Below are 25,477 nucleotides of genomic sequence, written 5' to 3'. Positions count from 1 at the left end.
TCCCGTTGGCAGGCGTGATACGGGCAGGGCGGCAGGCGGGATCACCCGGGTTGCCACTCCAGATAGGCGGGGTTGCTCACAAACCCCATCCGCTCGTAGAGGGGCCGCCCCTCTTCGCTGGCATGGAGCCAGACCCGGCCCAGCTGCTGCTCCCTCGCATAGTCCGCCATCTGGTCCAGCAGGGCACCGGCCAGTCCCTGCCGGCGATGGGCAGGCAGGGTATACATGTTGAGCAGATAGCCCTCCCTCCCCGTTAGATTGCCGGGATAGGGCGGGCGCACGAAGAGCGCCAGGGTTGCGCTCGCCACCACCTCGCCATCCAGCTCCGCCACCCAGGAGCGGGCACTCTCCTCGGCCTGCGCCGTGCTGAAATAGGCGGTGGTGGCCTGCCACAGCGGCAGATCGGCCAACGGCTCGCTCAGCTCCCCCACCTCGCAAAACAGCGCCATGCGCAGGGTCACCAGCGCGGGAATGTCTGCCTGCGTTGCCTGCCGGATGATCATCGCCTCTTCTCCTTGTGATGAAATGAGCAGGCACCCCGCAGGGTGCCTGATGAGAGTACCAGTGTGGCGGCTTCATGCCCGTCTGACAAGGCGCCACTGATCCAGGGCCAGCGGTCCCGCCCCCCACACCACCAGGGTCAGCAACATCCAGCCCCACAACTGGTGATCGTAAAAGCCGCCGGCCCAGAGGGCGGGATAGGAGAGCACCGCCATGATGTTGAAGGCAAACAACAGGGCGGCGACCGGCCGGGTGAAGAGCCCAAGCAGCAGCAGCACCGGCAGCAGCAACTCGGTGGCCGTCCCCAGCCAGGCTGCCCACTGCCAGGGCAGCAGGGGCACCCGATACTCGAACTCGAACAGGTAGAGGGTGCTGTCCCAGGCGCTCAGCTTGAGCCAGCCGGAGCGCAAGAAGACCGCCGCCACCCAGCATCTGGCCAGCAGCAACAGGGCGCCGCTCAGCCACCAGGGGGCGGCCGGCCCCCGTTGCTGCATCAGGGGGAACTTGTGGTTTGTCATCGAATTTACTCCAGCGTTGAGGTCACATCGACCAGCAGGCCCAGGGTGACGAGGCGGGTCAGAGACTCTGCAGCCTGCGGATCTTGCGCCAGCAGGGTCGACAGGGCGATGCCCTGGCGGCAGCCATCCAGCAGGCGCCACTCCCCCTCGCTCAGGCGCAGCGGCAATACCCGGCAATCGGGCTGCTTCTTGAGGGCAAGCCAGGCAGGGGCCGCCAGATCGTGCACCGCCTCCCCCTGGTGCAGAGCCATCTGCCAGAGGGCCTCCACCGGGCGAAGGCTGTCGAACAGAAGCAGATCACAGGCCGGGATCAGCACCAGCGTCTGCCAGGCCGCTGGCGGCAGGGCCGCCACCCGCTCGGCCGGCCAGTGGCGTGCCTCGGGGGCCAGCAGACTGGTGCGCTCCAGTGCCCACTCGAAACGGGCAAGCTCCCCCAGCCAGGGCAGTTCGGCGGTGGTGGGCAGCCCTGCAAGCCAGTCGCCAAAACCGGCGCCGTAGTGCATCACGCACCCTTCGCAGAGGGGCTCCGCCAGCACGAAGCCGCGCGCCGCGGCGTCGAAAAACGCCTCCCCCACCATGGCCTTGACCGCCGGGTAGCTGCCTGCCAGCACCTCGCCAAGGCTCAGGATGAAGTGGTTGCGATAAACCTGCAGCACGGCATCGGCCGGGAAGAGGCGAGAGTGGACGTGGGGCAGAATGGCCTCGCTCTGGCCAAGCAACCCCTCGGCAAACTGCTGCTGCCGGTGGGCCAGCTCAGACATGGGTGGCCTCCGACGCAGGATGGGCAGCCATGGCGGCATCCAGCAGGGAGCTCGCACGCTCGGCCTCCGCCAACAGCACGGGGAGCGGCGGTATCTCGAGATCCCACTCGATCAGGGTGGGGATGGCACGCTGGCGGCAGATCTCGGCATAGAGGGCCCAGACCGGCTCGCTCACCGGCGCGCTGTGGGTATCGATATAGAGGTGCCCCTGCGGCAGGGACTTGTCAGTAAAACCGGCCAGGTGGATTTCACCCACGGTGGCGATGTCGATGGCAGCCAGATAGTCACGGCACGCAAAGCCGTGGTTGAAGGCACTGACGTAGAGGTTGTTGAGATCGAGCAGGATGCCGCACTCGCTGCGCCGTTGCAGCTCGGCCAGAAACTCCCACTCCGGCATCTCTCCCGCCAGTTGCAGGTAAGAAGAGGGGTTCTCGATCAGCAGCCGGCAACCGAGTGCATCCTGCACCTGCATGATCTTGTCGCTCATGGTGAGCAGGGCCTCCCGGGTATAGGGCACCGGCAGCAGATCGTTGAAGTGACGCCCCCCGATGCTGCCCCAGCTGAGGTGCTCCGAGATGCGCACCGGCTTGATGGCGCCGGCCAGAGCCGAGAGGCTGGCAAGGTGAACAAGGTCGAGTCCATCGGCCGACCCCAGGGACATGCCGACCCCGTGCAGGCTGACCGGATAGTGCCGGGCCAGCTCGCTCAATACCTGAAAACCCCGGCTGTGCCGTTCGAAGTAATTCTCGCTGTGCACCTCCAGCCAGCCGACGGCCGGCAGGGTACGCAGCATCTCGTCGTAATGGGGGGTTCGCAATCCAATACCAATCAAGGGGTTCATCGCAAAGACTCGCGGTTGGCCATCAAAAGAGGGCCACGGTGCACAACACCGTGGCACCCAGCCTTACTTGGGTTGCAGCGAACCACCGGCCAGCTTCTCGCACAGCCCCTTGGGCACCACCACGAAGGCGTCGCCCTGGGCATCCATCTTGGCGGTGCCGGCGCAGGAGTTGGTCTTGGTCGCACAGTCGTTCTTGCTCGCCTTCACCACGCCGTAGCACTTCTCCTTCTCGTCGGCAGCCATGGCCGGGGCGGCAATGAACTGGGCGCCGAGGGCCAGCAGACCGGTCATGGCGGAGGCGATGGCAGTGCTCTTTTTAACGTTCATTCTCTGTTCCTTCTGATTGTGTGTGGTGTGCCCGATCATTCGCGACCGGATGCCTTCCATAGAACCGGCGCTGCGACCAAATGATTTCAAAAAAAATGCAAAATCGGCACATCTACAAAAAACACAATTAGTAGAATGCTGTTTTAAAAGGAGTTTTCAGGATGTATTCGGCCCCTGGGCATTGACATCAAGACGGCGACAGAGACGATGGCATGACGATGAAGAGGAGCACAGGTTCGCCTCCCCGACCATCCCGACGCGGGTCTGCCGGCACATTTTCACCAGCGCGCGGCGGCGAGAGACGAGCTGATCGCAAGGCAATATGAATGGAAAGCGCCGAGCGGGCTGGGTCGTCAGAGCGATCCGGCCGGCCGGTTTATCTGCGGGCTGTAGTGGTTGAGGCGCCGGTGCTCAGGGGTGAGCAGTTGCCCGGGCGAGCGCCCGGTAAAGAAGTGACAGCTCTTGATGAAATGGGGCTGATCGCAATAGCCCTGTTCCAGCAGGGCATCGAGCGACGGGGCACCCGACAGCAGCTGGCGCAGCGCCCTTTGAAAGCGGGCGGTACGCAGAAAATAGCGGGCATCTACCCCGAGATGGCTGCGCAATCGCCGCTGGAAGGTGCGTGTGCTCATCCCCAGTTGCTGCTGCAACTCGATTGCCGGTGTGCCGTAATAGAGCCGCTCTATCGCTCGTACCAGCGCAAGATCCCGCGGCGGACGACTCGCTACCTGCCGGCGCAACCAGGCGCCCAGCGCCCCTGCCCCCTCCTGCATCAACCACTGCGGGTCGGGGCAGACAATCCCCAGCTCATCGAGGGGCAGCACCCGATCGCTCAACTGCTCGAGCGGCACGCCAAACAGATCGAAACAGGCCGAAGAGCGCAGCCGCAGCCCCAGCAGATGAATCTGGCCATGGGCGGCAAAGCGCAGGCGAGCATGGCGCGGGCAGAGCAATACGACCACCCCCGTGGCCACGGTGACGCTGCGGGGCGCGTCTGCTGACGAGAGGATCGTGATGGTAAGGGGAGCCCCCAGATTGAACAGGATCTCGGCCCCGGTGCCGGGGAAGATCTCAGGCATTGGCTGGGGGTGGCCAAGGCGCCACTCCCAACCTTGCGCCAGCCAGGGCGCCAGATCGGAAGCGGGCTGAAATTTACGGCACTGCATCATGATGGGAGGCGATGTTGCTCACTGGTTCGATTCAGAGGCGGACAGGAAGAGGGTATCACCGCTGACATGGTCGAGACAGGGATGGCGATCGAAGCGCACCACGCCTATCTCCATGCGACCCGCGGCCGCCTCCACCATGGCGGCGACCCCCAGGTGACCGAACCCGGCACACAGCTCCACCGCCCTGATCCCCTCCCGATATAGCTCGTCGAGCAGTTCACGGCCTCCCTGATAGTCGGGCACGGCGATCGTCTTCACATGAACTTTCTCCGTCTTGACCCAGCTGGCGTGGCGGGCGGGATCCGCCCCCGGTGCAACGAAGATGAAGGCGGCCTTGAAAATATCGGACATATAAAAAGCTCCTCGGTTCAATGAGTCGCCACTCTACCCGGGATCCCGCGGGCCGGATTGTACCGCGGCGCCACCCGCCCTCATCATGCAGGACAAAACCTGGCGCAAAGGGCGCCATACAGGACTCATTTCTCCCTGTTGAATGCAATTTGCGCGGCCAGGAGCCATAAATGCAAAAGAGACAGCCGAAGCTGTCTCTTTTGTCATCAAGCCGGGACCTCAGTAGAAGATCCGCTCGCCGCGCTCGCTCATCTTGAGCCATACCGGTTTGGTGCTGGTTTTGCTCCAGATCCGGTGCAGATAGCTGTAGAAACGGGCCCGGTCGCTGCGAAACAGCATCACGGGGAAGGCCAGCATACCCACCAGCAGCACATAGAGGCGACGAAGAATTATCTGAGTAAGGGAATAGGGATGAAACATGATAGCACTCCTCACTGGTAAGACCACTGAGCAAAGATTACTCCACAATTTGTAGGATTACTACACCAGGAATCCCATTTTTTCGCAAAAAACGCCCTTAAAAGCCACAAAGTGAAATTGGGTTACATCCATTAACTTACAGGCAACAAAAGCTGGCAAAGCGGCCGTGTTTGACCAGATTTAATGAGTTGGTAGTCAACATGGAGTCAAGGCGATGAAACCCGCAGAAATGGCGATCATAGGGATCCTGGGCCTGCTGATCTGGTCAGAATGGCAGGACTGGCAGCTCAACCGGGACGACAGCATCACCCTGGCCTACAAGGGGGCCCCCACCGTCAGCCTGTGGCAGTGCGGTCAGTTGAAACAGAAGATGATGGATGTGACCGAACACTCGGCCGAAGTGCAGTTTCAGTACCGGGGACAGGACCTGACACAGGTAAACCGCTATCTGGAGCGGGAGTGGCAACAGCAGGGTTGCGAACAGCTGTTGCTGCAGCAGGGATACTGATACGACAAAGCGCCGCACGAAACGGTCGATATCGGGAAATTCAGACAGGGAGAAGATGGAGGCACGTTCCGGAGTCGAACCGGACTAAACGGATTTGCAATCCGCTGCATAACCGCTTTGCTAACGCGCCATGCTGACAAGGCATTGCCTTGAAAGTGATATCCATGATTGGTGCCATGGAAAATTGGAGCGGGAAACGAGACTCGAACTCGCGACCCCGACCTTGGCAAGGTCGTGCTCTACCAACTGAGCTATTCCCGCATTACTGCTTGCGTGCCAGTTGCCTGACAACGAGGCGCATTATACGTACCCCGAGCAGAGGCACAACCCTTTTTTCTCACTTTCAGCCCTTTCTCGTGCTGTTTGCTCAGGGTTTAGACGGCTTGCCCAAAAAAAACGCGCCAGGCTGTGACCCAGCAGGCGAATTCAAGATAAAGTCATTGAAATGATTAGCCTTTAATCAGAGACTTGCGGCGGTTAGTAACCGGATTCTCAATTGAAAATCTCCCGATGAAATGGATCTTCAAGCCTCGTGGACTCAGGCCGCAGCTGATGCTGGCATTTTTTATGCTGGCCATGGTGCCCTTCCTGGTTGTCACCCTGTTTTTCCTCTATAGCCACGGCAAGGATCTCACCACCCAGACCTCCAACCATCTGGTTTCCGTTCGCAACATCAAGAAGAGCCAGCTGGAAGATTACTTCGGCAACCTCAAACAGCAGATCATCAACTTTTCCCAGCAGGATTTTGCCGGCAACAGTATCGGTCGCTTCTACGGCTTCACCGGCGCCTTCGAGAAACTCGGCACCACGCCGCAGGAGGCCCGCGCCCGCGCCCAGGCCCGCTATGTACCGGGCTCCTGGGATCAGTTGCAAAAGCCTGACAACACCCCCGACATCGAACCCTCCATCAGTGCCCTGATCCTGGCGGACGAGATGTATGGCCGGGTGCATCAGCGCTTTCACCGCGGCTACGCCGACATGGTGCGCAAGTCCAACTACAGCGACATCTTCCTGATCGACCTCAACGGCGACGTGGTCTATTCGGTCACCAAGCGCGCCAACTTCGCCACCAACCTGCTCTCCGGTCCCTACCAATCGAGTGGCCTGGGCCAGACCTTCGCCAAGATCAAGCGGCGCCTCGACGGCGGCCAGAAGCCGCAGCAGATCTTCGAGTTCACCGATTTTGGCCGCAACGAGCTGACCGGCCAGGTGGTCGCCTACATGGCCGCCCCCGTGATGCAGTACGACTATGTGCGCGGCGTGGTGATCTTCGAGCTGCTGCCGGACAAGCTCAACCAGATCATGGCGGAGCGGGAGGGGCTTGGTGCGACCGGCGAGACCATCCTCATCGGCCCGGACAAACGGATGCGCGCCAACGCCTGGCTGGCGCCCGAGTTCAGCGTGGAGAACAGCTTCAGCCCCAACTTCCGGCCGCTGCAGACCCCGCTGGTGGTCAAGGCGCTCTCCGGCGAGCAGGGGGTCGGGCTGTTTCGCTCCTACCACGAGGACGAGGTGCTGGCCGCCTACACCCAGGTGAAGGTGTTCGACACCGAGTGGGCCTTCATTGCCGAGATCTCCACCAGCGAGGCCTATCGCCCCATCCGCCAGCTGGAGACCCTGGTGATCCTGCTGGGGGCCGGCTCATTGCTGCTGCTGATCCTCTTCTCCCGCTGGCTCTCCCACTCCATCACGGCGCCGCTGCGCTCTCTCACCGCCGCCGCCGAGCAGGTGGCCGACGGCGCCCTGGATCACCCCATCGCCATCGCCCGCACCGATGACGACATCGACCGGCTCGCCCAGGCGTTTCGCCACATGCAGCGCTCGGTGAAGGACAAGATCGAGCTCATCGAGCGCCAGACCCAGGAGCTGCAGCAGCAGGTCAAGCTGACCCACAAGCAGAACCTCAGCCTGCAGCAGGCGGACAAGCTCAAGGATGAACTGCTGGCCAACACCTCCCACGAGCTGCGCACCCCCATTCACGGCATCAAGGGGATGGCCGAGTCCATGCTCGCCAGCCAGCAGGATCTGACCGAAGGGCAGCAGAAACAGCTGGGGCTCATCATCAAGAGTGCCGACGGCCTGGCGCGGCTGGTGGACGATCTGCTGGACTACCACCAGATGCGCTACGGCCAGCTGGAGATCCACCCCCAGCCGGTCTCCTCCAAGGGGGTCATCCGGCTGGTGCTGGATCTCTGCCAGCACCTGGTGCAGGCCAAACCCCTCACCCTGGTGGACAAAACCCCGGCCGAGCTGCCGCCTGTGCTGGCGGACGAGCAGCGGCTCGAACAGGTGCTCTACAACCTGGTGGGCAACGCCATCAAGTACACGCCACAGGGCAAGGTGGTGCTAAGCGCCCTGGTGGAGGGCAACTTCCTGCACATCCGGGTGACCGACACCGGCATCGGCATCGCCAGGGATCACCTGGAGCACATCTTCGAGCCGCTGGTTCAAATGAGCCCGGAGGTGAGCAAGCAGGGGGCCGGCCTCGGCCTCTCCATCACCCGCCAGCTGGTGCACCTGATGGGGGGCGAGCTGTTCGTGGAGAGCGAGCCGAGCGTCGGCTCCACCTTCGCCTTCACCCTGCCGCTCGCCAGCGGCAAGGCCGGCAGTCTGACCCTAGACAGCCGCCAGATAGAGCATCAGCTGGTGCGCCAGCAGCCGCTCGCCCTGCCGGAGTGGGAGAGCGATGACCTCCCCCCACCGCCCGAGGATGCGCCCCTCATCCTGGTGGTGGACGACGAGCCCATCAATTTGCACATACTGCGCCACCTGCTGCAGCCCTGCGGTTATCGCATCCTGCCCAGCAGCGACGGCCACGACGCGCTGGCCAAGCTGGCCCAGGAGCCGGTCGACCTCATACTGCTGGACGTCATGATGCCGACCCTCTCCGGCTTCGACGTCTGCCGCCGGCTGCGGGAGCAGCATCCCAAGGAGAAGCTGCCGGTGCTGCTGCTCACCGCCCTCAACCAGCCCAAGGATATCGAGGAGGGTTTCAACGCCGGCGCCAACGACTATCTGGTGAAACCCTTCTGCAAGGAGGAGCTGTTCGCCCGGGTCAGGGCCCTGCTGGAGGCGAGCGCCGGGCGCGCCTCTCTGGTGGAGAACCGCCTGCTCAAACAGGAGATAGAGCACCGGCTGGTACTGCAGGAGCAGCTGCATCAGGATCAGCAGCGGCTGCTGGCCCTGCTCGGCGAGGGGGCCGATCCCATGGTGTTCATCGATGGTCAGGGCACGGTGCTGTTCGCCTCGCGGGTGCTGGCTCGCCTGCTGGGCCAGGAGCCGGAGGCCATGGAGGGGCAGCCGCTGGACGACTGGCTGGCCAGCCCGCTGGCCAGCCAGTGGCCCGGGCTGCAGGCCGGCCAGGAACAGTCGCTGGCGTTTCTGGTGGCGGGTCAGAGGGACGAGCTCAACGCCCGCGCCCTGCCCATCAGTCTGGGGGGGCAGGCCGCCTACGCGCTGGCCCTCAGCACAGAGTCGCGGCCCGACGAAAACCGGGTGATGGCGCTGGAGAATGCCCTCAAGAGCCTGTCACGCCAGGCCATCATCGAGGATGGTCAGCTGCTGGGCGAGCTGAGCCGGCTGGGCGGGGAGTTCCGCTCGCTCGCCGACGACCTCATCCGCCAGCAGGATGACGAGCCATTGCGCCGCGCCCTGGTGGACACCATGCGGCTGACCCTGGATGCCTGGCAGCAGAGCACCGGCAAGGGCAAGATAGTGCTGGCCGAGAAAAGCAAGCTGTGGCGGGTCTACATGGACCGCTCCAGCCCGCAGACCCGCACCCTCGACAAGTACCTGAGCCTGGACACCCTGCCCAAGGCGCCGCGCTGGAAGACGGTGGTCGCCACCGCCGAATACGTGCTCAGCCACGGCCCGCTCAACGAGGCCCAGCGCCAGCAGTTGCACCACAGCGCCCAGACCCTGCGCCAGCTCGCCACCCGCAAGAGCTAGCGCATCCCCTCCCCGCCCCCATCTCCAATCTGAGCCCTGGCTCACACTTGGCGGGGCGGTTTTTTTTTGTGCAAAATTAAGCCCGTTCACCACGTCAAAACGAGAGCCGATCCAATTCACACAATTGTCATGAGAGGCAGATTGACGGGGACTTATTACGTCAGAGCAATTAACATAACCTCATGATTTAAATCGAGTTAAAAGCCATTTTGACGAAATTGACGTGATAGCGCCGATTTTTACGATATCGACGATCTGAACAGTTGTTGTTTTCCTGTTAACTCTGCTTTGCTAGGGACGTTGGATGACACAACTACAAGGGTGAAAAACCTGACCAACATTGAGGGCCGACCTCCCCAGCATGCGAAGTCGGTGCTCAAATCCAAACAAGGAATATAAATAAGAAAGGAAATAATATGCTTGCCAAAGTATCCAAAATCTCTACTGCTGTAATGCTGGGCACCATGATGCTTGCCGGCGCAGCCGGCAACGCCATGGCGGCGGACAACAAGACGGTGCTGACCCTGGTCGCACAACAGGAAACCGCGTGGGTCAAGAACTTCAACCCCTTCCTGCAGGCGGGCCTGCTGCACACCACCCGTCACTTCATCTATGAACCTCTGGTGATCTTCAACGATATGCAGGGCGGCAAGCCCGTCTATCGTCTGGCCACCCACTTCGAGTTCAGCAAGGACCTCAAGTCCGTCACCTTCGATCTGCGTGACGGGGTGAAGTGGTCGGATGGTCAGCCCTTTACCGCCGATGACGTCCTCTTCTCCTTCAACCTGGTCAAGGCCAACAAGGCGCTGGACGAGCGCTCAATCTGGACCCAGATCAAGAGCGTCGAGAAGCTGGCTCCCAACAAGATCAAGTTCGACCTGACCGACGTCAACACCAACGTGGTGAACGACCTGGTGCTGGTGCCCATCGTGCCGGAGCATCAGTGGAAATCGGTGAAAGACCCGGTCGCCTTCACCAACGACAAGCCGGTCGGCACCGGTCCCTTCACCGAAGTGGACAACTTCTCCGCCCAGCTCTACACCCAGTGCCGCAACCCGCACTACTGGGACAACGCCAACCTCTCCATCGACTGCCTGCGCATGCCGCAGATGGCCACCAACGACCAGGTATTGGCCGCGGTGATGAAAGGTGACGTGGACTGGTTCGGCTCCTTCGTGCCGGACATCGAGCGTCTCTACGTCGGCAACGATCCGAAGAACAACAAGTACTGGTTCCCGGCCTCCGGCACGGTGGCGTTCAACGTCAACTTCCAGGCCAAGAAACCGGGCAACCACGAAGCCTTCAACGACGTCAACTTCCGCCGCGCCTTCTCCATGGCCATGGACCGCCAGTCCATGGTGGACATCGCGGGCTACGGTTACCCGACCGTCAACGAGTACCCGTCAGGGCTCGGCAAGGCGTTCGACTCCTGGAACAACCCGGAAGTGGACAAGAAGTACGGCAAGTACAACAAGTTCGATCTGGAAGGCGCCAAGGCCCTGCTGAAACAGGCCGGCTACAAGGATTGTGACGGCGACAAGTTCCTCGACACCCCCACCTGCCAGAAGATCGAGTTCAAGGTGCTGGTACCGAATGGCTGGACCGACTGGGTCAACACCGCCCAGATCGGCGTGGAAGGGCTGCAGGCACTGGGCCTGAACGCCAAGACCGCCACCCCGGAAGCCACCGTCTGGACCGAAAACCTGATCACCGGTGACTTCGACGTCGCCCTGCAGGGTTACTTTGCCGGTGCCAACCCGCACAAGTACTTCGAGACCGCCTTCCACTCCCGCAACATGGGTGAGCGCGGCAACCGCTTCGCGGCGCCCCGCTACAAGGATCCGGCGCTCGACAAGCTGATCGACGACTTTACCCAGACCGCCGATGCCGCCAAGCAGAAGGAGATCATGTTCGAGATCCAGGACAGGGTCGGTGCCAACCAGACCATCATCCCGGTATTCAACAACCCGACCTGGTACGAATACAGCACCAAGCGTTTCCACGGCTGGTTCAGTGCCGACAACCCGGTCGCCAAGCCGCAGGTTCACCCGGACACCCCGGAGCGTCTGCTGCACGTGTTGTCACTCAAGCCGAACAGCTAATCAATCCCGGCCCCCTGCGGGGGGCCCTCTTCCCCGCCCATTCCCCTTATCTCCCGGCTCTGCCGGGGTTGGGGTAACTATGCCCGGCGCGGGGCGGACCAGCAGTAAAAGGTATCATCATGGGATTCATACTGAGACGCTTTTCCTTCTATCTGGTCGCCTTTCTGGTGGCCGCCACCATCAACTTCCTGCTGCCCAGAGCCATGCCGGGGGACCCCGTCTCCGTCATGTTTGCCCGGGCCGGCGCCATGATGGAACCCGCCGCGCTGGAGGCCCTCAAGGCCACCTTCGGTTTCGTGGACGGCCCCATCGGCACCCAGTTTCTCACCTATGTGAAGAGCGTCTTCACCTGGGATCTCGGCACCTCGGTGCGCTACTACCCCCAACCGGTCGCCGACGTACTCGGCCGCGCCATCGGCTGGACCCTGTTTCTGGTGGGCACCTCCACCATTCTGAGCTTCTCCATCGGTTCCATCGTCGGCATCTTCGCCGCCTGGCACCGGGGCGGTCGCCTCGACAGCATCCTCTCCCCGCTCACCCTGGTGATGCAGGCCATTCCACCTGTGGTCATCTCGCTGCTGGCGCTCTTCCTGTTCGGGGTGAGCCTGGAGTGGCTGCCCATCGGCTACGCCTACAGCCCGGAGATCACCCCCGACTGGGGCTGGGAGCACATCAAGAGCATCCTGACCCACGCCATCATGCCGGTGGGCACCCTGGCCATGGTGCAGGTGGGGGGCTTTCTCATCACCATGCGCAACAACATGATCAACCTGCTGGGCGAGGACTACATCACCATGGCCAAGGCCAAGGGGCTCTCCAGCAACCGGGTGATCTTCAACTACGGCGCCCGCAACGCCATCCTGCCGAGCGTCACCGCCCTCTCCATGGCGCTCGGTTTCGTCATCGGCGGATCCCTCATCACCGAGGTGATCTTCAACTATCCCGGCCTGGGCCTGACCCTCTATCAGGGCATTCTGGCCCGCGACTACCCGCTCATTCAGGGGCAGCTGCTCATCATGACCATCACCATGCTCAGCTTCAACTTCCTGGCCGACGTGCTCTACGTCTTCCTGGATCCCCGTCTGCGTACCGGAGGCAAATAAGATGCGCATGCCGACTATTCTGAAAATCCTGCTGGGCAACAAGAAGGCCGCCTGCGGCCTCTTCATCGTGGTCAGCTTCGTGCTGATGGCCCTGTTCGCCCCCATTCTGGCCGGCAACGAACCGACCAAGCGGGTGGCCCGCCCCCACCAGCCCCCCAGCACCGAGTTCGTGATGGGCACCACCCGCATGGGCCACGACATCTGGGCCCAGTTCACCAACGGCGCCCGCATCTCCCTGATGGTGGGCTTCAGCGCGGGCCTGCTGGTGTGCGCCCTCGCCGTCGCCATCGGCATCACCGCCGGCTACTTCGGCGGCCTGGTGGACGAGTGCCTCACCTTCCTGATGAACGTGGTGCTGGTGATCCCCAACCTCCCTCTATTGCTGGTGCTGGCCAGCTTCATCGGGGAGGCGTCACCGGCGGTGATCGCCCTCATCATAGGCTTTACCTCCTGGGCCTATGGCGCGCGGGTCATCCGCGCCCAGACCCTGGCCCTGCGCGAGAAAGAGTTCGTCATCGCCGCCGAGGTGCTGGGGGAGCCGGCCTGGCGCATCATCCTGGTGGAGATATTGCCGAACCTCATCTCCATCATCGGGGTGAGCTTCATCGGCTCCATCATCTACGCCATCGTCACCGAGGCGACCCTGGAGTTCCTGGGCCTTGGCGACCCCACAGTCGTGAGCTGGGGCATCATGCTCTACAACGCCCAGACCTCGAGCGCCATCCTGGTCGGCGCCTGGTGGGAGATCCTGGCCCCCTGCTTCGCCATCGCAACGCTCGGTGCCGGTCTGGCCCTGCTCAACTTTGCCATCGACGAAATCGCCAACCCGCAGCTGCGCTCCCACAAGGGGCTCAATCGCTGGAAGAAACTCGCCGCCCCCGTCACCACGCCGGTACCGGCCGTACAGGAGAAGACAGCATGAGATCGCAACAACCCCTGCTGTCGGTACGCAACCTCTGCGTCGACTACATCACCGAGAACGGCGACGTGCGCGCCGTCAACTCGGTCAGCTTCGACATCGCCCCCGGTGAAGTGTTTGGCCTGGCCGGCGAGTCGGGCTGCGGCAAGTCCACCGTCGCCTTCTCGGTGGCGCGGCTGCACAAGCCGCCCGCCTACATCAGCGGCGGCGAGATCCTGTTCAAGGGGGAGAACATCCTCCACTACGGCGATGAGCGGCTGCGCAGCTACCGCTGGCAGCAGGTGTCGGTGGTGTTCCAGTCCGCCATGAACGCGCTCAACCCGGTGCTGCGCATGGAGGAGCAGTTCTGCGACGTGCTGCTGGCCCACAACCCGGGGCTCACCCGCTATGAGGCGATCAAGCGCGCCCAGGAGCTGCTCGCCATCGTCGACATCCACCCGAGCCGGCTCAAGGACTACCCGCACCAGTTCTCCGGCGGCATGCGCCAGCGGCTGGTGATCGCCATCGCCATGGCGCTCAACCCCGAGCTGCTGATCATGGACGAGCCGACCACGGCGCTCGACGTGGTGGTGCAGCGGGAGATCCTGCAGAAGGTCTATGCGCTCAAAGAGAAGTTCAACTTCTCCATCCTCTTCATCACCCACGACCTCTCGCTGATGGTCGAGTTCTGCGATCGCATCGGCATCATGTACGCCGGTGAACTGGTGGAGGTGGCGCCGGCCAAGGCGATCCTGACCGCGCCGCTGCACCCCTATACCAGGGGGCTCGGCAACTCCTTCCCGCCCTTGCACGGGCCCAAGAAGGTGCTGGAGGGGATCCCGGGCACCCCGCTCAACCTGCTGGAGGTGCCGGTGGGCTGCCGCTTTCAGGCACGCTGCGCCAGGGTGCATGAGCGCTGCCGTCAGCAATACACCAAGCTCGCCGAGATCCGCCCCGGCCAACAAACCGCCTGTCACCTCTATGAGGCGCAGGATGAGCAACAAGATCCCCTGATCTATCTGGACAAGGCCGCTGGCTGTTAAGGATGTCTGTCATGCAAATCGCCAAAACCGACGCCCCCATCATCGAAGTCCAGCACCTCTACAAGGACTTCCCCGTCAACTCCAACGCCATCAAGAGCGGCAAGATGCGAGCCCTCTCGGACATCACCTTCAACCTGCACCGGGGCCGCGCCCTGGCGGTGGTGGGAGAGTCCGGCTCCGGCAAGAGCACCATCGCCAAGATCATCGCCAAGATGTACAAGCTCTCCGGCGGCCGCATCCTCTATCGCGGCCGCGATCTGGAGGAGTTCAACAAGGGCACCGCCCTGCTCGACTACCGTCAGAGCGTACAGATGGTGTGGCAAGATCCGTTCGGTTCGCTGAACCCGACCCACACCATCTACCACCACATCGCCCGCCCCCTGCTGCTGCACAGCAAGGTGATCGACAAGAAAGATCTGCCCGACATGGTCTATGGCCTGCTGGAGAAGGTGGGGCTCACCCCTGCCAAGGCGACTGCGGCCAAGTACCCGCACCAGCTCTCCGGCGGCCAGCGCCAGCGGGTCAACATCGCCCGCAACCTGGCGGTGGAGGCGGAAGTGGTGCTGGCGGACGAGCCCACCTCCATGCTCGACGTCTCCATTCGCATCGGCATCCTCAACCTGATGGAGCAGATGAAGGACGAACTCGGCGTCTCCATGCTCTACATCACCCACGACATCGCCACCGCCCGCTACGTGGCCGAGGATCTGGCGGTAATGTACGTCGGGCACATGGTGGAGTGGGGCGAGGTGGACGAGATCCTGCACCACCCCCAGCACCCTTACACCCAGCTGCTCATCTCGGCGGTGCCCGACCCCGAGAAGAGCATCCACGCCGAGCTGGAGGGGGGCCGCAAGGGGGAGATCCCGCTCTGGACGCCGGAATCCTGCGGTTGCCCCTTCGCCGGGCGCTGCAATCAGGCGATGCCGCGCTGCAAGGAGACCCTGCCCCCCGTCAGCAAGCTTGCCGACAACCACTTTGTGCGCTGCTACCTCTACGAGTGAGGGTGAGCCTTGAACCGGCCGGACAGCAGTGTCCGGCCATGCCTCGATACGGGGCGGCCATGGCCCCGTGATGTGCCTCACCGCCTGTCGGTGAACCACAGGAGTAATACCTCGATGGAACTCTTGATCAATCAGGTGGGTTACCCGTGCGACGGGGAGAAGATCGCCCTGCTACAAGCCACCCCCGCCCATGATCTCGGCGGCTATGTCAGGCTGCAACGCCAGGGTGATGGCCAGATCCTGTTTGAAACTCCGCTGCAAGCGACCGGCAGCGTCCCCGGCTGGCAGGGCCGTGCTTACTGGCGCGCCGACTTCTCGGCATTCCAAGAGCCAGGCCACTATCGGCTGGAGGCGATCACCGCCCAAGGCATTGTCCGCTCTACCCGCTTTGCCATCGGCCCCGATCTGCTGGCCAGCTGCTGCCTCTCCGACGTCATCCACTACTTCAAGGGACAGCGTGCCAGCGGCGCCTTCGATCGGGCCGACCGCAGCGCTCGTCTGTTTGGCACCGACCTGCGCCGGGACGTGCACGGCGGCTGGTTCGATGCCAGCGGCGACATGAGCAAATACCTGAGCCACCTCTCCTACGCCAACTACCTCAACCCCCAGCAGACCCCCATGGTGGTCTGGGCCCTGCTCAAATGCCGCGAGCTCTTGGCCCCGCGCCGCGACATCGACGGGGTCAACCTCTGCAAGCGGCTCAACGACGAGGCGCTGCACGGCGCCGATTTTCTCTGCCGGATGCAGGATGAGTCGGGCTTCTTCTACATGACCCTGTTCGACAAGTGGAGCAAGGATCCCGAGCAGCGCGAGCTGTGCGCCTACGCCACCCAGCAGGGGCTCAAGTCCGCCAACTGGCAGGCGGGTTTCCGTCAAGGGGGCGGCATGGCCATCGCCGCGCTCGCCCGCGCCGCCCGCGAGAGCGTCAGCGGCGACTTCGATGCCAGCCGCTACGCCGAAGCGGCCAGACGCGGCTACCTGCACCTGCGCGAGCACAACCTTGCCTATCTGGATGACGGGGTCGAAAACATCATCGACGACTACTGCGCCCTGCTGGCGGCGGTGGAGCTGACCCGCACCCTGGGCCCAGAGTGGCTGGCAGAGGCCAGAGAGCGGGCCGACAAGCTCTGCGCCCGCCAGCGCCCTCACCCTGAGCTCGGCCACTATTGGGCCGCCAACGAGGATGGCGCGCGCCCCTACTACCACGCCGCCGAGGCGGGCCTGCCGGTGCTGGCCCTGCTGGAATACGTGGGGATCGAGCCGGACTGGGAGCGCAAGAGCGCGGTGCAGCGGGTGATCGAGCAGGCGCTGGCCGCCGAGCTGGCGCTCTGTGCCCGCCCCGGCAACCCGTTTGCCCTCGCCCGCCAGTATGTGAAAGGGGTTGGCGAAGCCCCCCGCGTCAGCTTCTTTATGCCCCACCACAACGAGTCGGGTTACTGGTGGCAGGGGGAGAACGCTCGCCTCGCCTCGCTGGCCGCCATGGCGTTTGCCGCCGCCGCCCAGTTGCCGCACCAGAGCCGCTTGCTGCGCACCTTCGGCCAGCACCAGCTCGACTGGATCCTGGGGAAAAACCCCTTCAACGCCTGCATGCTGGCGGGCCATGGCAGCAACAACCCCGCCTACACCGCCGGTTATCCCAATGCGCTGGGGGGGATCTGCAACGGCATCACCTCAGGGTTTGATGACGAAAACGAGGTGGCCTTTATCCCCGAGGCTTACAAGGATCGACTGGATCAGAACTGGCGCTGGGGGGAGCAGTGGATCCCGCACGCCGCCTGGTTTGCCCTGGCCATCAGCTGGCAGAGCGCCCTCGGAGGCTCCCATGATTGAAAGAGACTCGAACATCATTGGTAGTGGGGAGAGCCGTGGATCCTCCATACATTCCGCCTGGTTTGCCCCGGCCATCAGCTGGCAAAATGCCCTGAGTGCTCCAAATGACCAGGGAGGCCGTCATGATTGAGTACTGGGTCGGGGTGGATGGTGGCGGCACCCACACCCGTGCCCGCATTCGGGATCGGGCCGGCAAGCTGCTCGGCGAGGGGCGCGCCGCCGGCTCCAATCTGGAGCTCGGCATCGCACTCGCCCACAGCAACGTGCTGGCCGCCATCGAGCAGGCCCGTATCGAGGCCGAGCTGGCTGAGGATGCCCAGCAACGGATGGGGGTCGGGCTGGCGCTCGCCTCCGCCGAGCTGGCCGACTGCTATCACGCCATGTTGACCATGCCCTTCCCCTTTGCGAGCGTGCGGCTCACCTCCGACGCCTTCGGGGCCTGCCTGGGCGCCTTTGGCGGCGAAGAGGGGGCCATCCTCATCGCCGGCACCGGCTCGGCCGGGCTCATCTATCGCCACGGCCAGCTGTACACCTGCTCCGGCCGCGGCTTTCCCATCTCGGATCTGGGCAGTGGCGCCTGGCTGGGGCTGCGCGCCATCCAGCAATCCCTGCTCTGCCACGACGGCATCCTGCCCCCCAGCACGCTCGCCATCCGCTTGCTCGATCACTTCAAACGGGATCAGGCCGAGGTGGTACGCTGGGCCGCCCGCGCCATCCCCGCCGACTACGGCCGCTTCGCCCCCTGGGTATTCGATGCCGCCAGCGACGGCGACGAGCTCGCCTGCCAGCTGCTGGAGGAGACCTGCCAGCAGCTGGCCATCCTGCTGGAGGGGATGCGCCAGCTGGGCGCCGACCGGATTGCCCTGCTCGGCGGCATCGGCATGCGCCTCGCCCCCCGTCTGGCGCACCTGCCGCTGGTCAGCCCCGCTGCCGACGCACTGGAGGGGGCCATCTTGTTTGCCAAGACGGAGGCGCTGCCATGCCTGCACTCCTGAACCGGGCGAACCAGGCCAGCACCGGCACGCCCTCCCCTCAACCATCGCCAGCCGCCTTCACCAGGGCGGCCGGCCCCTTGCTCGTGCAACCGAAGGAGTTTTCATGTCCGCACCCCTGATTCACACCCAGGTCGACCGACGCGATGGTGACGACGTCTGGTTTCGTTTCAGCCTGAGCCAGCTGCCAGATGCCCCCTGGAAGCTCCACTTCTGCCTGGCCCGTCACATCGACCCCAGCTCGGTCGAGGGAGGGGAGCTGGAGCGCCAGAGCGGCAGCTACAAGGTCTTGATCCCGCAAGCAGGAACCAGCGAGCTGCGCTTCTGCTGTCGCAGCACCCCCATCAAGCGCCTCTCCGACATGCCGCGCGGCTTCTTCCTGAGCCTTCCCCGGGCCAGCAGCGGCCCCCAGCTGATGCCGGTGGTGCTGACCGGCGAAGAGCTGGGTCTGGTGCAATCCGCCACTGCGGCGCCGGATCTGCCCGAGGTGGAGCCCCTCGCCGGCATAGTGCCCCAGCCGGATCGCTTGTTGCTGCTGGAGGGCAACTTCCGGCTGGCGGAGCGCGCCCACGTCAGCGGCCCGAGCCCCCTGCTCGGCCCGCTGCTGGCCCACTTCAACGAGCTGACCGGGCTCGCGCTGGCGCAGGATCACGACGCCGAGATCCGGCTGGTTGAAAGCGGTCTGGGCCAGGAGGCCTACCGGCTCACCATCACCCCGGAGGAGATAGTGATTGCCGCCGGCGGCGAGGCAGGTTGGCGCCATGGCCTCGTCAGCCTGGCCCAGTGGTATCTGCAGCACGGCGAGAGCCTGCCCTGCATCGAGCTCAGCGACGCGCCGCGCTTCGGCTTTCGCGGCATATTTCTCGACTGTGCCCGCCACTTTCACTCCCTCGCCACCCTCAAGCGCCTGCTCAAGCTGATGAGCCTCTACAAGTTCAATCGCTTCCACTGGCACCTGACCGATGACGAGGGGTGGCGGCTCGAGATCAAGGCCTTCCCCCAGCTGACCGAACTGGCCGCCTGGCGCGGCCACGGCCTGGCCGTCGGGCCCCAGCTGAGCGGCGGCCCCGAGCCCTATGGCGGCTACTACACCCAGAGCGAGGTGCGCGAGCTGGTGGCCTACGGCGCCGGGCTTGGCATCACCATCATTCCGGAAATTGACATCCCCGGTCACTGCCACGCCGCCATCAAGGCGCTGCCCGAACTGCTGGTGGAGGAGGCCGACCGCTCCCGCTACCTGTCGGTGCAATATTTTGACGACAACGTGCTCAACCCGGCGCTGCCCGGCACCTATCGCTTCCTGGAAGCCGTGATGGACGAGGTGTGCGAGCTGTTCCCGGGGCCGCTGGTGCACATGGGGGGGGACGAGGTGCCCAGCGGGGTCTGGACCGACAGCCCCGCCTGCCAGCAACTGATGAAGCAGCAGGGCTATCAGGATTGCCGCGAGCTGCAGGGCCACCTTCTGCGCCACTGCCAGCACTACCTGGCCGGCAAGGGCAAGCGGATGCTGGGCTGGGAGGAGATTTTGCACGGCGACAAGGTGAGCCGGGACGCCACCATCTTCGCCTGGACCAGCTTCCAGGCCGGGCTCGACGCGGCCGCTGCGGGTTATCCGGTGGTGATGGCGCCGGCCCAGCACCTCTATCTGGACCTTGCCTGGAGTCAGGACATCCAGGAACCCGGCCTCTACTGGGCGGGCACCCTCAATCTGGCGCAGGTCTACGCGTGCGACCCGGCCCCAGCCGATTTCCATGCCAACGATAACATCCTGGGGGTGCTGAGCCCCTTATGGTCGGAACTGATCACCTCTCGCGATCGTCTCGACTATATGTTGTTCCCGCGCATGCTGGCGACCGCCGAGGTGGCCTGGAGCGCCCCCGCCCGCAAGGGGTGGGAGCACTTCGCCGCCCGTCTGCCGGGCCAGCTGCAGATCCTCGACCAGCTCCAGGTGCGTTACCGGGTACCGCAGAGGTAGTGTTATCTTTTTTCCTTGGCGGCCTGATGGCCGCCTTTTTTTTACGATTAACCAACAAAACATCAACTTACCCCTACCATTCATCCGCCATTGTTGGCAAAATTCAGCCCCCTATGAAGCCGGTCTGCCGCCTGCTGGCGCGAGCCTGCGGCCATCTCCAGATCTGCCACAATAACAACGACAAAGTTATCAACAAGAACATCGGAGCGTATTCCTATGGCCCGCAGAGACGTCCATACCCTGGACAGCGAAGTGGAGTTTCCTGCCGACGAACAACTGGTCTCCACCACGGATCTGCGCGGGGTGATCACCTACGCCAACCCCGCCTTCTGCCGCATCGCCGGCTACTCGGTCGACGAGCTGGTCGGCCACAACCACAACCTGGTGCGCCACCCAGACATGCCCAAGGCGGCCTTCGCCGATCTCTGGGCCCGCCTCAAGGAGGGCAAGCCCTGGCGTGGCATGGTGAAGAACCGCTGCAAGGATGGCCGCTACTACTGGGTCGACGCCTATGTGACCCCCATCTACGAGGGCAACCGGATCAGCGGCTACCAGTCGGTGCGCTGCAAGCCGGATCCCCAGCTCAAGCACATCGCCGGCCAGGCCTACCAGGCCCTGCTCAAGGCCGAGCGTGGTACCGGCAGCCGCCTCCCCGCCCTTGCCAGGGTGCGCGCACCGGCCATCGCCCTGCTGCTGCTCGGCCTGGTGGGCTGGGCCGCCAGCAGCCAGGGTCCGACGACAGCCCTGCTGATGCTGCTGCCCCTGCTGCTCATCGGCGGTGCCTACTGGCGCGAGCTCTTCGCCCTGCCACTCTATCTGCAGCAGCTGGGCCGCGAATATGACAGCCTGACCCGGCTGGTCTACTCAGGTGACGGCCCCGGCGCCATCGCCGATTTTCACATCAAGATGCTGCAGGCCCGCATCCGCACCGTGCTAGGCCGGGTCAACGATGCGACCAACCCGCTGCAGGCCCTGGCCAGCAACCTGAAGCAGGCCTCCCATCAGGCCTGCCTCGATATCAACGAACAGGATGCCCAGACCCAGCAGATGGCCGCCGCCATGACCCAGATGGCCAGCACGGCCCACGAGATTGCCCGCAACATCCAGGACTCCAACGGTCAGGTGAGCGAGGCACGCAGCCGCTGCCAGCACACGGACAAGCAGCTGGCCCAGACCGAGCAGCGCATCGAGCAGCTCGCCAGACAGGCGGAGCTGGCCTTCAACTCGGCGGTGGAGCTCGCCAGCGAGTCGGAGCGGATCGGCAGCGTGATGGGAGAGATCCAGGGCATCGCCGACCAGACCAACCTGCTGGCGCTGAACGCCGCCATCGAGGCGGCCCGGGCTGGCGAACAGGGACGCGGTTTTGCGGTGGTGGCGGACGAGGTGCGTACCCTGTCGACCCGCACCCACAAGGCGACCGAGCAGATCCAGGGCAGCATCCAGCAGATCCAGCACACCCTGGGCCGCTGGAAGGGGATGATGCAGGAGAACCTGCAGCAGACCCGCGAGTGCGCCGAGATGACCCGTCAGGGCTCCAGCAGCCTGCATACCGTGCTGCAGGAGATCGAGCTGGTGACCGAGTTCTCCACCCAGATCGCCGCCGCCGCCGAGCAGCAGCAGACGGTGGTGGAGGATATCAGCCGCAGCATCCACCAGATCTCCGAGTACTCCCATGCCAACAGCCAGAAGATGCAGGAGGTCGACGACTCCAGTCAGGAGCTGCTGGAGCGGGCCAGGCAGCTCAAGGGGCTCAGCCAGACCTTCGGCTGACACATTTGCCAGTCACCCGACAGAAGCGCCACAATGGCGCTTCTGTTGTTTTTGACGAGTCAACTTCATGAGAACGGAATCGACCCCCACCCCGCTGAACAAGGTTGCCCGCATCGAGGCGATCCTGGCCCTGATCCCGGCCGGTCGCGTGGTGAGCTATGGCCAGGTGGCGGATCTGGCGGGACTGCCAGGCCGGGCCAGGCTGGTGGGCAAGGTGCTGAGGGAGACCGACAAGGTACTGCCATGGCACAGGGTGCTGGGCGCGGCGGGCACCATATCGCTGCCCAAGGGGTCGGCAGGCTTTGACAGACAGGCGGGATTGCTGCAGGAGGAGGGGGTGCCCGTGATTGGCGGGCGGGTCAGGATGAAGGAGTGGCAGTGGCAGCCCGACCTCGCCGAGCTGCTGTTTCTCCTGCCCTTCTGACGATGGCGGCCCGCCTCACCGAGTGATGGGGGCCAGGATCTCGTCGCTGCGCACCTGCACCGGGATGGTTTCGTACTCCCGCTGCAGCAGCACCAGCAGACTCTGCTTGTCCACTTCCAGCACATAGGCGGTTCCTTCCCGGGTCAGACAGGTCATTCCCGGCCGGATCTCGTTAATCTCCATCACAACCTCCGTGTCCAGCGCTGCCATCCTTGCAGCGGTTTCAGTATACCGCCATCCGAAAACAAAAAGGCCCCAGCAAGGGGCCTCTTTCATCAGAGTGTGAACTGCGCGCAATCACGCCTTCTTCGACTTGGCCAGGCTCTCCTGCCACTTGCCGTTGTCGTAGTGCGCCGTCCAGCCGGTCGCCTTGCCGTTGACCTCGGTCATCACGTACTGCTCCTTGGTCTTGCGACTGAAGCGCACGATGGAGGCGTTACCGTCAGGATCTGACGCCGGGGCATCGGCCAGGTACTGGTGCTTGGGCGACAGGCGCTCCTTGAAGCGCTTGAGCTCTTCCACCAGCGGCGCACGAGTCTCGCGGGATTTCGGGAAGTTGCTGGCAGCCAGGAACAGACCGGCGGCCCCGTCGCGCAGCACGAAGTGGGCGTCGGACTGGGTGCATTTCAGCTCCGGCAGCGGCACCGGGTCTTCCTTCGGCGGCGCGATATCACCGTTTTTCAGGATCTTGCGGGTGTTCTTGCAGGTGTCGTTGGTGCAACCCATGTACTTGCCGAAGCGGCCGTTCTTGAGCTGCATCTCGGATCCACAGCGGTCACACTCGATGCTCGGCCCTTCGTAGCCCTTGAGCTTGAACTGGCCTTTTTCAATTTCGTAGCCGTCGCAATCCGGGTTGCGGCCGCAGACGTGCAGCTTGCGGCTGTCATCGATGATGTAAGCATCCATCGCGGTGCCGCACACGCCGCAGCGGTGCTTGGCGCGCAGCGCCTCGGTCTCGGCCTCGTCACCGTCGGTGGCGGAGACGAACTCGTCGGCGGAGACCAGGTTGATGGTCTTCTTGCAGCGCTCTTTGGGTGGCAAGGCGTAACCGGAGCAGCCGAGGAAGACCCCGGTGGTGGCGGTGCGAATGCCCATCTTGCGGCCGCAATCCGGGCAGTCGATGTCGGTCAGCACCATCTGGTTGGCACGCATGCCCCCCTCTTCCACCGGTAGATCCGCTTTTTCCAGCTCCTGGGTGAACTCGGCGTAGAAGGCGTCCAGCACCTTCTTCCACTCCAGGCTCCCCTCGGCGATGCCATCGAGCTTGTCTTCCATCTTGGCGGTGAACTCGTAGTTCATCAGCTCGACGAAGTTTTCCACCAGCCGGTCGGTGACGATCTCGCCCATCTTCTCGGCGAAGAAACGGCGGCTCTCGACCCGCACATAACCACGGTCGACGATGGTGGAGATGATGGAGGCGTAGGTGGACGGACGGCCAATGCCGCGTTTTTCCAGCTCGCGTACCAGCGCCGCTTCGGTGAAGCGTGCGGGCGGCTTGGTGAAGTGCTGACGCGGATCCAGCTTGACCAATTTCAGCACCTCACCGACTGTCACCGCCGGCAGCTGGCTGTCTTCACCCTTGCGGCCCATGGGCGGCAGCGCCTTGGTCCAACCGGCGAAGCGCAGGGTGCGGCCACGCGCCTTGAGCTCGAACTCACCCGCCTTGACGGTCAGGGTGGAGGAGTCGTACTGGGCCGGGGTCATCTGGCAGGCGACAAACTGACGCCAGATGAGGTCATAGAGCCTCATGGCGTCCGGCTCCATCCCTTCCAGCATCTCGGCCGTCACCAGCACGCTGGAGGGGCGGATCGCCTCGTGGGCCTCCTGGGCATTGGCCTTGGCACCGTACAGGTTCGGTTCGGCCGGCAGATAGGCCGCGCCATACTGCTCGCCGATGTATTCCCGCACCGCCTCGACCGCCTCTTTGCTGAGGTTGGTGGAGTCGGTACGCATATAGGTGATGTAACCCGCTTCATAGAGGCGCTGGGCCATCATCATGGTCTTCTTGACCCCGAAGCTCAGCCGGGTGGAGGCCGCCTGCTGCAGGGTGGAGGTGATGAAGGGAGCGGACGGTTTGGAACCGGTCGGCTTGTCTTCCCGGTTCACCACCTTGTAGTCAACCCCTTCCAGGGCGGCCACGGCGGCGAAGGTCTCGGCCTGGGTCACCGGCTTGAAGTCGGCACCGTTGCGACTGACCACTTCCATCCGCAGATCGGCGTTATCACCGGTCAGCAGGTCGGCGTTGAGATCCCAGAACTCCACCGGTACGAACGCCTTGATTTCGCGCTCTTTGTCGACGATGAGGCGCACCGCGACGGACTGTACCCGGCCGGCGGAGAGGCCGCGGGCCAGCTTCTTCCAGAGCAGCGGGGAGACCATGTAACCCACCACCCGGTCGAGGAAACGACGGGCCTGCTGGGCATTGACGCGGTGAATGTTCAGCTCGGACGGCTGGGCGAACGCCTCCTGGATGGCGGTCTTGGTGATCTCGTTGAACACCACGCGCTTGTAGCGGCTGTCGTCGCCGCCGATGATCTCGCGCAGGTGCCAAGCGATCGCTTCCCCCTCTCTATCCAAGTCGGTTGCGAGATAGATGGTGTCGGCCTTCTCGGCCAGACTCTGCAACTCGCTGACCACTTTTTCCTTGCCGGGCAAAATCTGGTAGTTGGCCTGCCAGCCTGCGGTCGGATTGATCCCCATCCGTGAGAACAGGGCATTGCGCTCCTTGGCAGCCTTTTCTGATTCGCTCAGCTTGATGCCGCGAATGACAGGTTTTTTGGGCTCGTTGCTGGCGCTGCCGCTGGTCGGCAGATCGCGCACGTGACCAACGCTGGATTTCACCACGTAGTCCTTGCCCAAATATTTGTTGATGGTCTTGGCCTTGGCCGGAGACTCCACTATGACCAGTGATTTGCCCATGCTGTAACTATTATCCTCATTGCACCCGACGGGGTTGGTGTGCGGTTTTGTGGGGCTGTATAAGAGATTTGAC

The 25,477-nt window shown here is 63.6% G+C and carries 22 protein-coding genes and 2 tRNA genes; 12 read left to right on the top strand and 12 right to left on the bottom strand.

Annotated features, from left to right (window positions below):
• Nucleotides 1-41: 41 nt before the first annotated feature.
• From ACB031_RS06570 to ACB031_RS06535, 8 genes are all read right to left on the bottom strand, one after another.
• Nucleotides 42-503: a GNAT family N-acetyltransferase gene (locus ACB031_RS06570; protein ID WP_371139223.1), complete on the bottom strand. Its 462-nt coding sequence runs from the start codon at nucleotides 501-503 to the stop codon at nucleotides 42-44.
• Between the two features lie 72 nt (nucleotides 504-575).
• Nucleotides 576-1,019, bottom strand: a complete 444-nt coding sequence (locus ACB031_RS06565; protein ID WP_371139222.1) for a DoxX family protein — start codon at nucleotides 1,017-1,019, stop codon at nucleotides 576-578.
• Between the two features lie 5 nt (nucleotides 1,020-1,024).
• Entirely contained in the window at nucleotides 1,025-1,780 is a 756-nt protein-coding gene (locus tag ACB031_RS06560) for a DNA-binding domain-containing protein (RefSeq protein WP_211052433.1), read from the bottom strand.
• Complete coding sequence (locus ACB031_RS06555; protein WP_371139221.1) at nucleotides 1,773-2,621, bottom strand: DUF692 domain-containing protein; 849 nt, start codon at nucleotides 2,619-2,621, stop codon at nucleotides 1,773-1,775. Before ACB031_RS06555 ends, ACB031_RS06560 begins: the two co-directional genes overlap by 8 nt.
• 63 nt (nucleotides 2,622-2,684) lie before the next feature.
• Nucleotides 2,685-2,948 carry a DUF2282 domain-containing protein gene (locus ACB031_RS06550; protein ID WP_005303242.1) on the bottom strand — a complete coding sequence of 88 codons (264 nt, stop codon included), beginning with the start codon at nucleotides 2,946-2,948 and terminating at the stop codon, nucleotides 2,685-2,687.
• A gap of 353 nt (nucleotides 2,949-3,301) precedes the next feature.
• Nucleotides 3,302-4,117, bottom strand: a complete 816-nt coding sequence (locus tag ACB031_RS06545; protein ID WP_371139220.1) for a helix-turn-helix domain-containing protein — start codon at nucleotides 4,115-4,117, stop codon at nucleotides 3,302-3,304.
• 18 nt (nucleotides 4,118-4,135) lie between these two features.
• Nucleotides 4,136-4,468: a DUF6506 family protein gene (locus ACB031_RS06540; protein WP_371139219.1), complete on the bottom strand. Its 333-nt coding sequence runs from the start codon at nucleotides 4,466-4,468 to the stop codon at nucleotides 4,136-4,138.
• 219 nt (nucleotides 4,469-4,687) lie between these two features.
• Complete coding sequence (locus ACB031_RS06535) at nucleotides 4,688-4,888, bottom strand: YbfA family protein (RefSeq protein ID WP_005303249.1); 201 nt, start codon at nucleotides 4,886-4,888, stop codon at nucleotides 4,688-4,690.
• A gap of 214 nt (nucleotides 4,889-5,102) precedes the next feature.
• Between ACB031_RS06535 and ACB031_RS06530 the strand changes: the two genes are divergently transcribed.
• Nucleotides 5,103-5,396: a hypothetical protein gene (locus ACB031_RS06530; RefSeq protein ID WP_010633270.1), complete on the top strand. Its 294-nt coding sequence runs from the start codon at nucleotides 5,103-5,105 to the stop codon at nucleotides 5,394-5,396.
• A 56-nt stretch (nucleotides 5,397-5,452) separates the two neighbouring features.
• Here ACB031_RS06530 and ACB031_RS06525 read toward each other — a convergent pair.
• A tRNA-Cys gene (locus tag ACB031_RS06525) sits at nucleotides 5,453-5,526 on the bottom strand.
• Between the two features lie 55 nt (nucleotides 5,527-5,581).
• Nucleotides 5,582-5,657 (bottom strand) — tRNA-Gly (locus ACB031_RS06520).
• Nucleotides 5,658-5,906: 249 nt separating this feature from the next.
• Between ACB031_RS06520 and ACB031_RS06515 the strand changes: the two genes are divergently transcribed.
• The 11 genes from ACB031_RS06515 (at nucleotide 5,907) to ACB031_RS06465 (ending at nucleotide 22,485) form a co-directional block, all read left to right on the top strand.
• Nucleotides 5,907-9,344 (top strand): ATP-binding protein, encoded by a 3,438-nt coding sequence (locus tag ACB031_RS06515; RefSeq protein WP_162518752.1) that lies wholly within the window; start codon nucleotides 5,907-5,909, stop codon nucleotides 9,342-9,344.
• A 416-nt stretch (nucleotides 9,345-9,760) separates the two neighbouring features.
• Nucleotides 9,761-11,446: an ABC transporter substrate-binding protein gene (locus ACB031_RS06510; RefSeq protein WP_005303255.1), complete on the top strand. Its 1,686-nt coding sequence runs from the start codon at nucleotides 9,761-9,763 to the stop codon at nucleotides 11,444-11,446.
• A 119-nt stretch (nucleotides 11,447-11,565) separates the two neighbouring features.
• A complete protein-coding gene (locus ACB031_RS06505; protein WP_005303257.1) occupies nucleotides 11,566-12,549 on the top strand; it encodes an ABC transporter permease in 984 nt (327 codons plus the stop codon).
• A gap of 1 nt (nucleotide 12,550) precedes the next feature.
• The gene (locus tag ACB031_RS06500) at nucleotides 12,551-13,471 is read left to right on the top strand and encodes an ABC transporter permease (RefSeq protein ID WP_017778439.1); all 921 of its coding nucleotides are present in this window, start codon (nucleotides 12,551-12,553) and stop codon (nucleotides 13,469-13,471) included.
• Nucleotides 13,468-14,490 (top strand): ABC transporter ATP-binding protein, encoded by a 1,023-nt coding sequence (locus tag ACB031_RS06495; RefSeq protein WP_042007195.1) that lies wholly within the window; start codon nucleotides 13,468-13,470, stop codon nucleotides 14,488-14,490. Before ACB031_RS06500 ends, ACB031_RS06495 begins: the two co-directional genes overlap by 4 nt.
• 11 nt (nucleotides 14,491-14,501) lie before the next feature.
• On the top strand, nucleotides 14,502-15,494 hold the full coding sequence (locus ACB031_RS06490; RefSeq protein WP_099359582.1) for an ABC transporter ATP-binding protein: 993 nt from the start codon (nucleotides 14,502-14,504) through the stop codon (nucleotides 15,492-15,494).
• A 114-nt stretch (nucleotides 15,495-15,608) separates the two neighbouring features.
• A complete protein-coding gene (locus ACB031_RS06485; RefSeq protein WP_371139218.1) occupies nucleotides 15,609-17,324 on the top strand; it encodes a glycoside hydrolase family 9 protein in 1,716 nt (571 codons plus the stop codon).
• Between the two features lie 122 nt (nucleotides 17,325-17,446).
• Nucleotides 17,447-18,319, top strand: coding sequence for a BadF/BadG/BcrA/BcrD ATPase family protein (locus ACB031_RS06480; RefSeq protein ID WP_371139217.1), 873 nt, complete (start codon nucleotides 17,447-17,449; stop codon nucleotides 18,317-18,319).
• A 103-nt stretch (nucleotides 18,320-18,422) separates the two neighbouring features.
• Entirely contained in the window at nucleotides 18,423-20,291 is a 1,869-nt protein-coding gene (locus tag ACB031_RS06475; protein ID WP_371139216.1) for a beta-N-acetylhexosaminidase, read from the top strand.
• 216 nt (nucleotides 20,292-20,507) lie between these two features.
• Nucleotides 20,508-22,061 carry a methyl-accepting chemotaxis protein gene (locus tag ACB031_RS06470; RefSeq protein ID WP_371139215.1) on the top strand — a complete coding sequence of 518 codons (1,554 nt, stop codon included), beginning with the start codon at nucleotides 20,508-20,510 and terminating at the stop codon, nucleotides 22,059-22,061.
• A gap of 67 nt (nucleotides 22,062-22,128) precedes the next feature.
• Nucleotides 22,129-22,485 (top strand): MGMT family protein, encoded by a 357-nt coding sequence (locus tag ACB031_RS06465; RefSeq protein WP_017785210.1) that lies wholly within the window; start codon nucleotides 22,129-22,131, stop codon nucleotides 22,483-22,485.
• A gap of 15 nt (nucleotides 22,486-22,500) precedes the next feature.
• Here ACB031_RS06465 and ACB031_RS06460 read toward each other — a convergent pair whose 3' ends face one another.
• Both ACB031_RS06460 and topA read right to left on the bottom strand, forming a co-directional pair.
• The gene (locus ACB031_RS06460) at nucleotides 22,501-22,668 is read right to left on the bottom strand and encodes a hypothetical protein (protein ID WP_005303277.1); all 168 of its coding nucleotides are present in this window, start codon (nucleotides 22,666-22,668) and stop codon (nucleotides 22,501-22,503) included.
• 114 nt (nucleotides 22,669-22,782) lie between these two features.
• Nucleotides 22,783-25,404: a type I DNA topoisomerase gene (gene topA, locus ACB031_RS06455; RefSeq protein ID WP_005303279.1), complete on the bottom strand. Its 2,622-nt coding sequence runs from the start codon at nucleotides 25,402-25,404 to the stop codon at nucleotides 22,783-22,785.
• Nucleotides 25,405-25,477 lie beyond the last annotated feature (73 nt).

This window comes from Aeromonas sp. S8(2024) (genome assembly GCF_041403085.1).
GTDB lineage: Bacteria > Pseudomonadota > Gammaproteobacteria > Enterobacterales > Aeromonadaceae > Aeromonas > Aeromonas dhakensis.
Note: the sequence above shows the minus strand (reverse complement) of the source record. Positions and strands in the feature narration are given on the sequence as shown.

What these genes read in the sequence shown, in the direction of transcription:
- ACB031_RS06565 (WP_371139222.1), bottom strand. Translation starts at nt 1,019, where the DNA reads ATGACAAACCACAAGTTCCCCCTGATGCAGCAACGGGGGCCGGCCGCC.
- ACB031_RS06465 (WP_017785210.1), top strand. Translation starts at nt 22,129, where the DNA reads ATGAGAACGGAATCGACCCCCACCCCGCTGAACAAGGTTGCCCGCATC.
- ACB031_RS06500 (WP_017778439.1), top strand. Translation starts at nt 12,551, where the DNA reads ATGCGCATGCCGACTATTCTGAAAATCCTGCTGGGCAACAAGAAGGCC.
- ACB031_RS06540 (WP_371139219.1), bottom strand. Translation starts at nt 4,468, where the DNA reads ATGTCCGATATTTTCAAGGCCGCCTTCATCTTCGTTGCACCGGGGGCG.
- ACB031_RS06550 (WP_005303242.1), bottom strand. Translation starts at nt 2,948, where the DNA reads ATGAACGTTAAAAAGAGCACTGCCATCGCCTCCGCCATGACCGGTCTG.
- ACB031_RS06490 (WP_099359582.1), top strand. Translation starts at nt 14,502, where the DNA reads ATGCAAATCGCCAAAACCGACGCCCCCATCATCGAAGTCCAGCACCTC.
- ACB031_RS06480 (WP_371139217.1), top strand. Translation starts at nt 17,447, where the DNA reads ATGATTGAGTACTGGGTCGGGGTGGATGGTGGCGGCACCCACACCCGT.
- ACB031_RS06505 (WP_005303257.1), top strand. Translation starts at nt 11,566, where the DNA reads ATGGGATTCATACTGAGACGCTTTTCCTTCTATCTGGTCGCCTTTCTG.
- ACB031_RS06485 (WP_371139218.1), top strand. Translation starts at nt 15,609, where the DNA reads ATGGAACTCTTGATCAATCAGGTGGGTTACCCGTGCGACGGGGAGAAG.
- ACB031_RS06530 (WP_010633270.1), top strand. Translation starts at nt 5,103, where the DNA reads ATGAAACCCGCAGAAATGGCGATCATAGGGATCCTGGGCCTGCTGATC.
- ACB031_RS06460 (WP_005303277.1), bottom strand. Translation starts at nt 22,668, where the DNA reads ATGGAGATTAACGAGATCCGGCCGGGAATGACCTGTCTGACCCGGGAA.
- ACB031_RS06475 (WP_371139216.1), top strand. Translation starts at nt 18,423, where the DNA reads ATGTCCGCACCCCTGATTCACACCCAGGTCGACCGACGCGATGGTGAC.
- ACB031_RS06495 (WP_042007195.1), top strand. Translation starts at nt 13,468, where the DNA reads ATGAGATCGCAACAACCCCTGCTGTCGGTACGCAACCTCTGCGTCGAC.
- ACB031_RS06555 (WP_371139221.1), bottom strand. Translation starts at nt 2,621, where the DNA reads ATGAACCCCTTGATTGGTATTGGATTGCGAACCCCCCATTACGACGAG.
- topA (WP_005303279.1), bottom strand. Translation starts at nt 25,404, where the DNA reads ATGGGCAAATCACTGGTCATAGTGGAGTCTCCGGCCAAGGCCAAGACC.
- ACB031_RS06560 (WP_211052433.1), bottom strand. Translation starts at nt 1,780, where the DNA reads ATGTCTGAGCTGGCCCACCGGCAGCAGCAGTTTGCCGAGGGGTTGCTT.
- ACB031_RS06570 (WP_371139223.1), bottom strand. Translation starts at nt 503, where the DNA reads ATGATCATCCGGCAGGCAACGCAGGCAGACATTCCCGCGCTGGTGACC.
- ACB031_RS06510 (WP_005303255.1), top strand. Translation starts at nt 9,761, where the DNA reads ATGCTTGCCAAAGTATCCAAAATCTCTACTGCTGTAATGCTGGGCACC.
- ACB031_RS06545 (WP_371139220.1), bottom strand. Translation starts at nt 4,117, where the DNA reads ATGATGCAGTGCCGTAAATTTCAGCCCGCTTCCGATCTGGCGCCCTGG.
- ACB031_RS06515 (WP_162518752.1), top strand. Translation starts at nt 5,907, where the DNA reads ATGAAATGGATCTTCAAGCCTCGTGGACTCAGGCCGCAGCTGATGCTG.
- ACB031_RS06470 (WP_371139215.1), top strand. Translation starts at nt 20,508, where the DNA reads ATGGCCCGCAGAGACGTCCATACCCTGGACAGCGAAGTGGAGTTTCCT.
- ACB031_RS06535 (WP_005303249.1), bottom strand. Translation starts at nt 4,888, where the DNA reads ATGTTTCATCCCTATTCCCTTACTCAGATAATTCTTCGTCGCCTCTAT.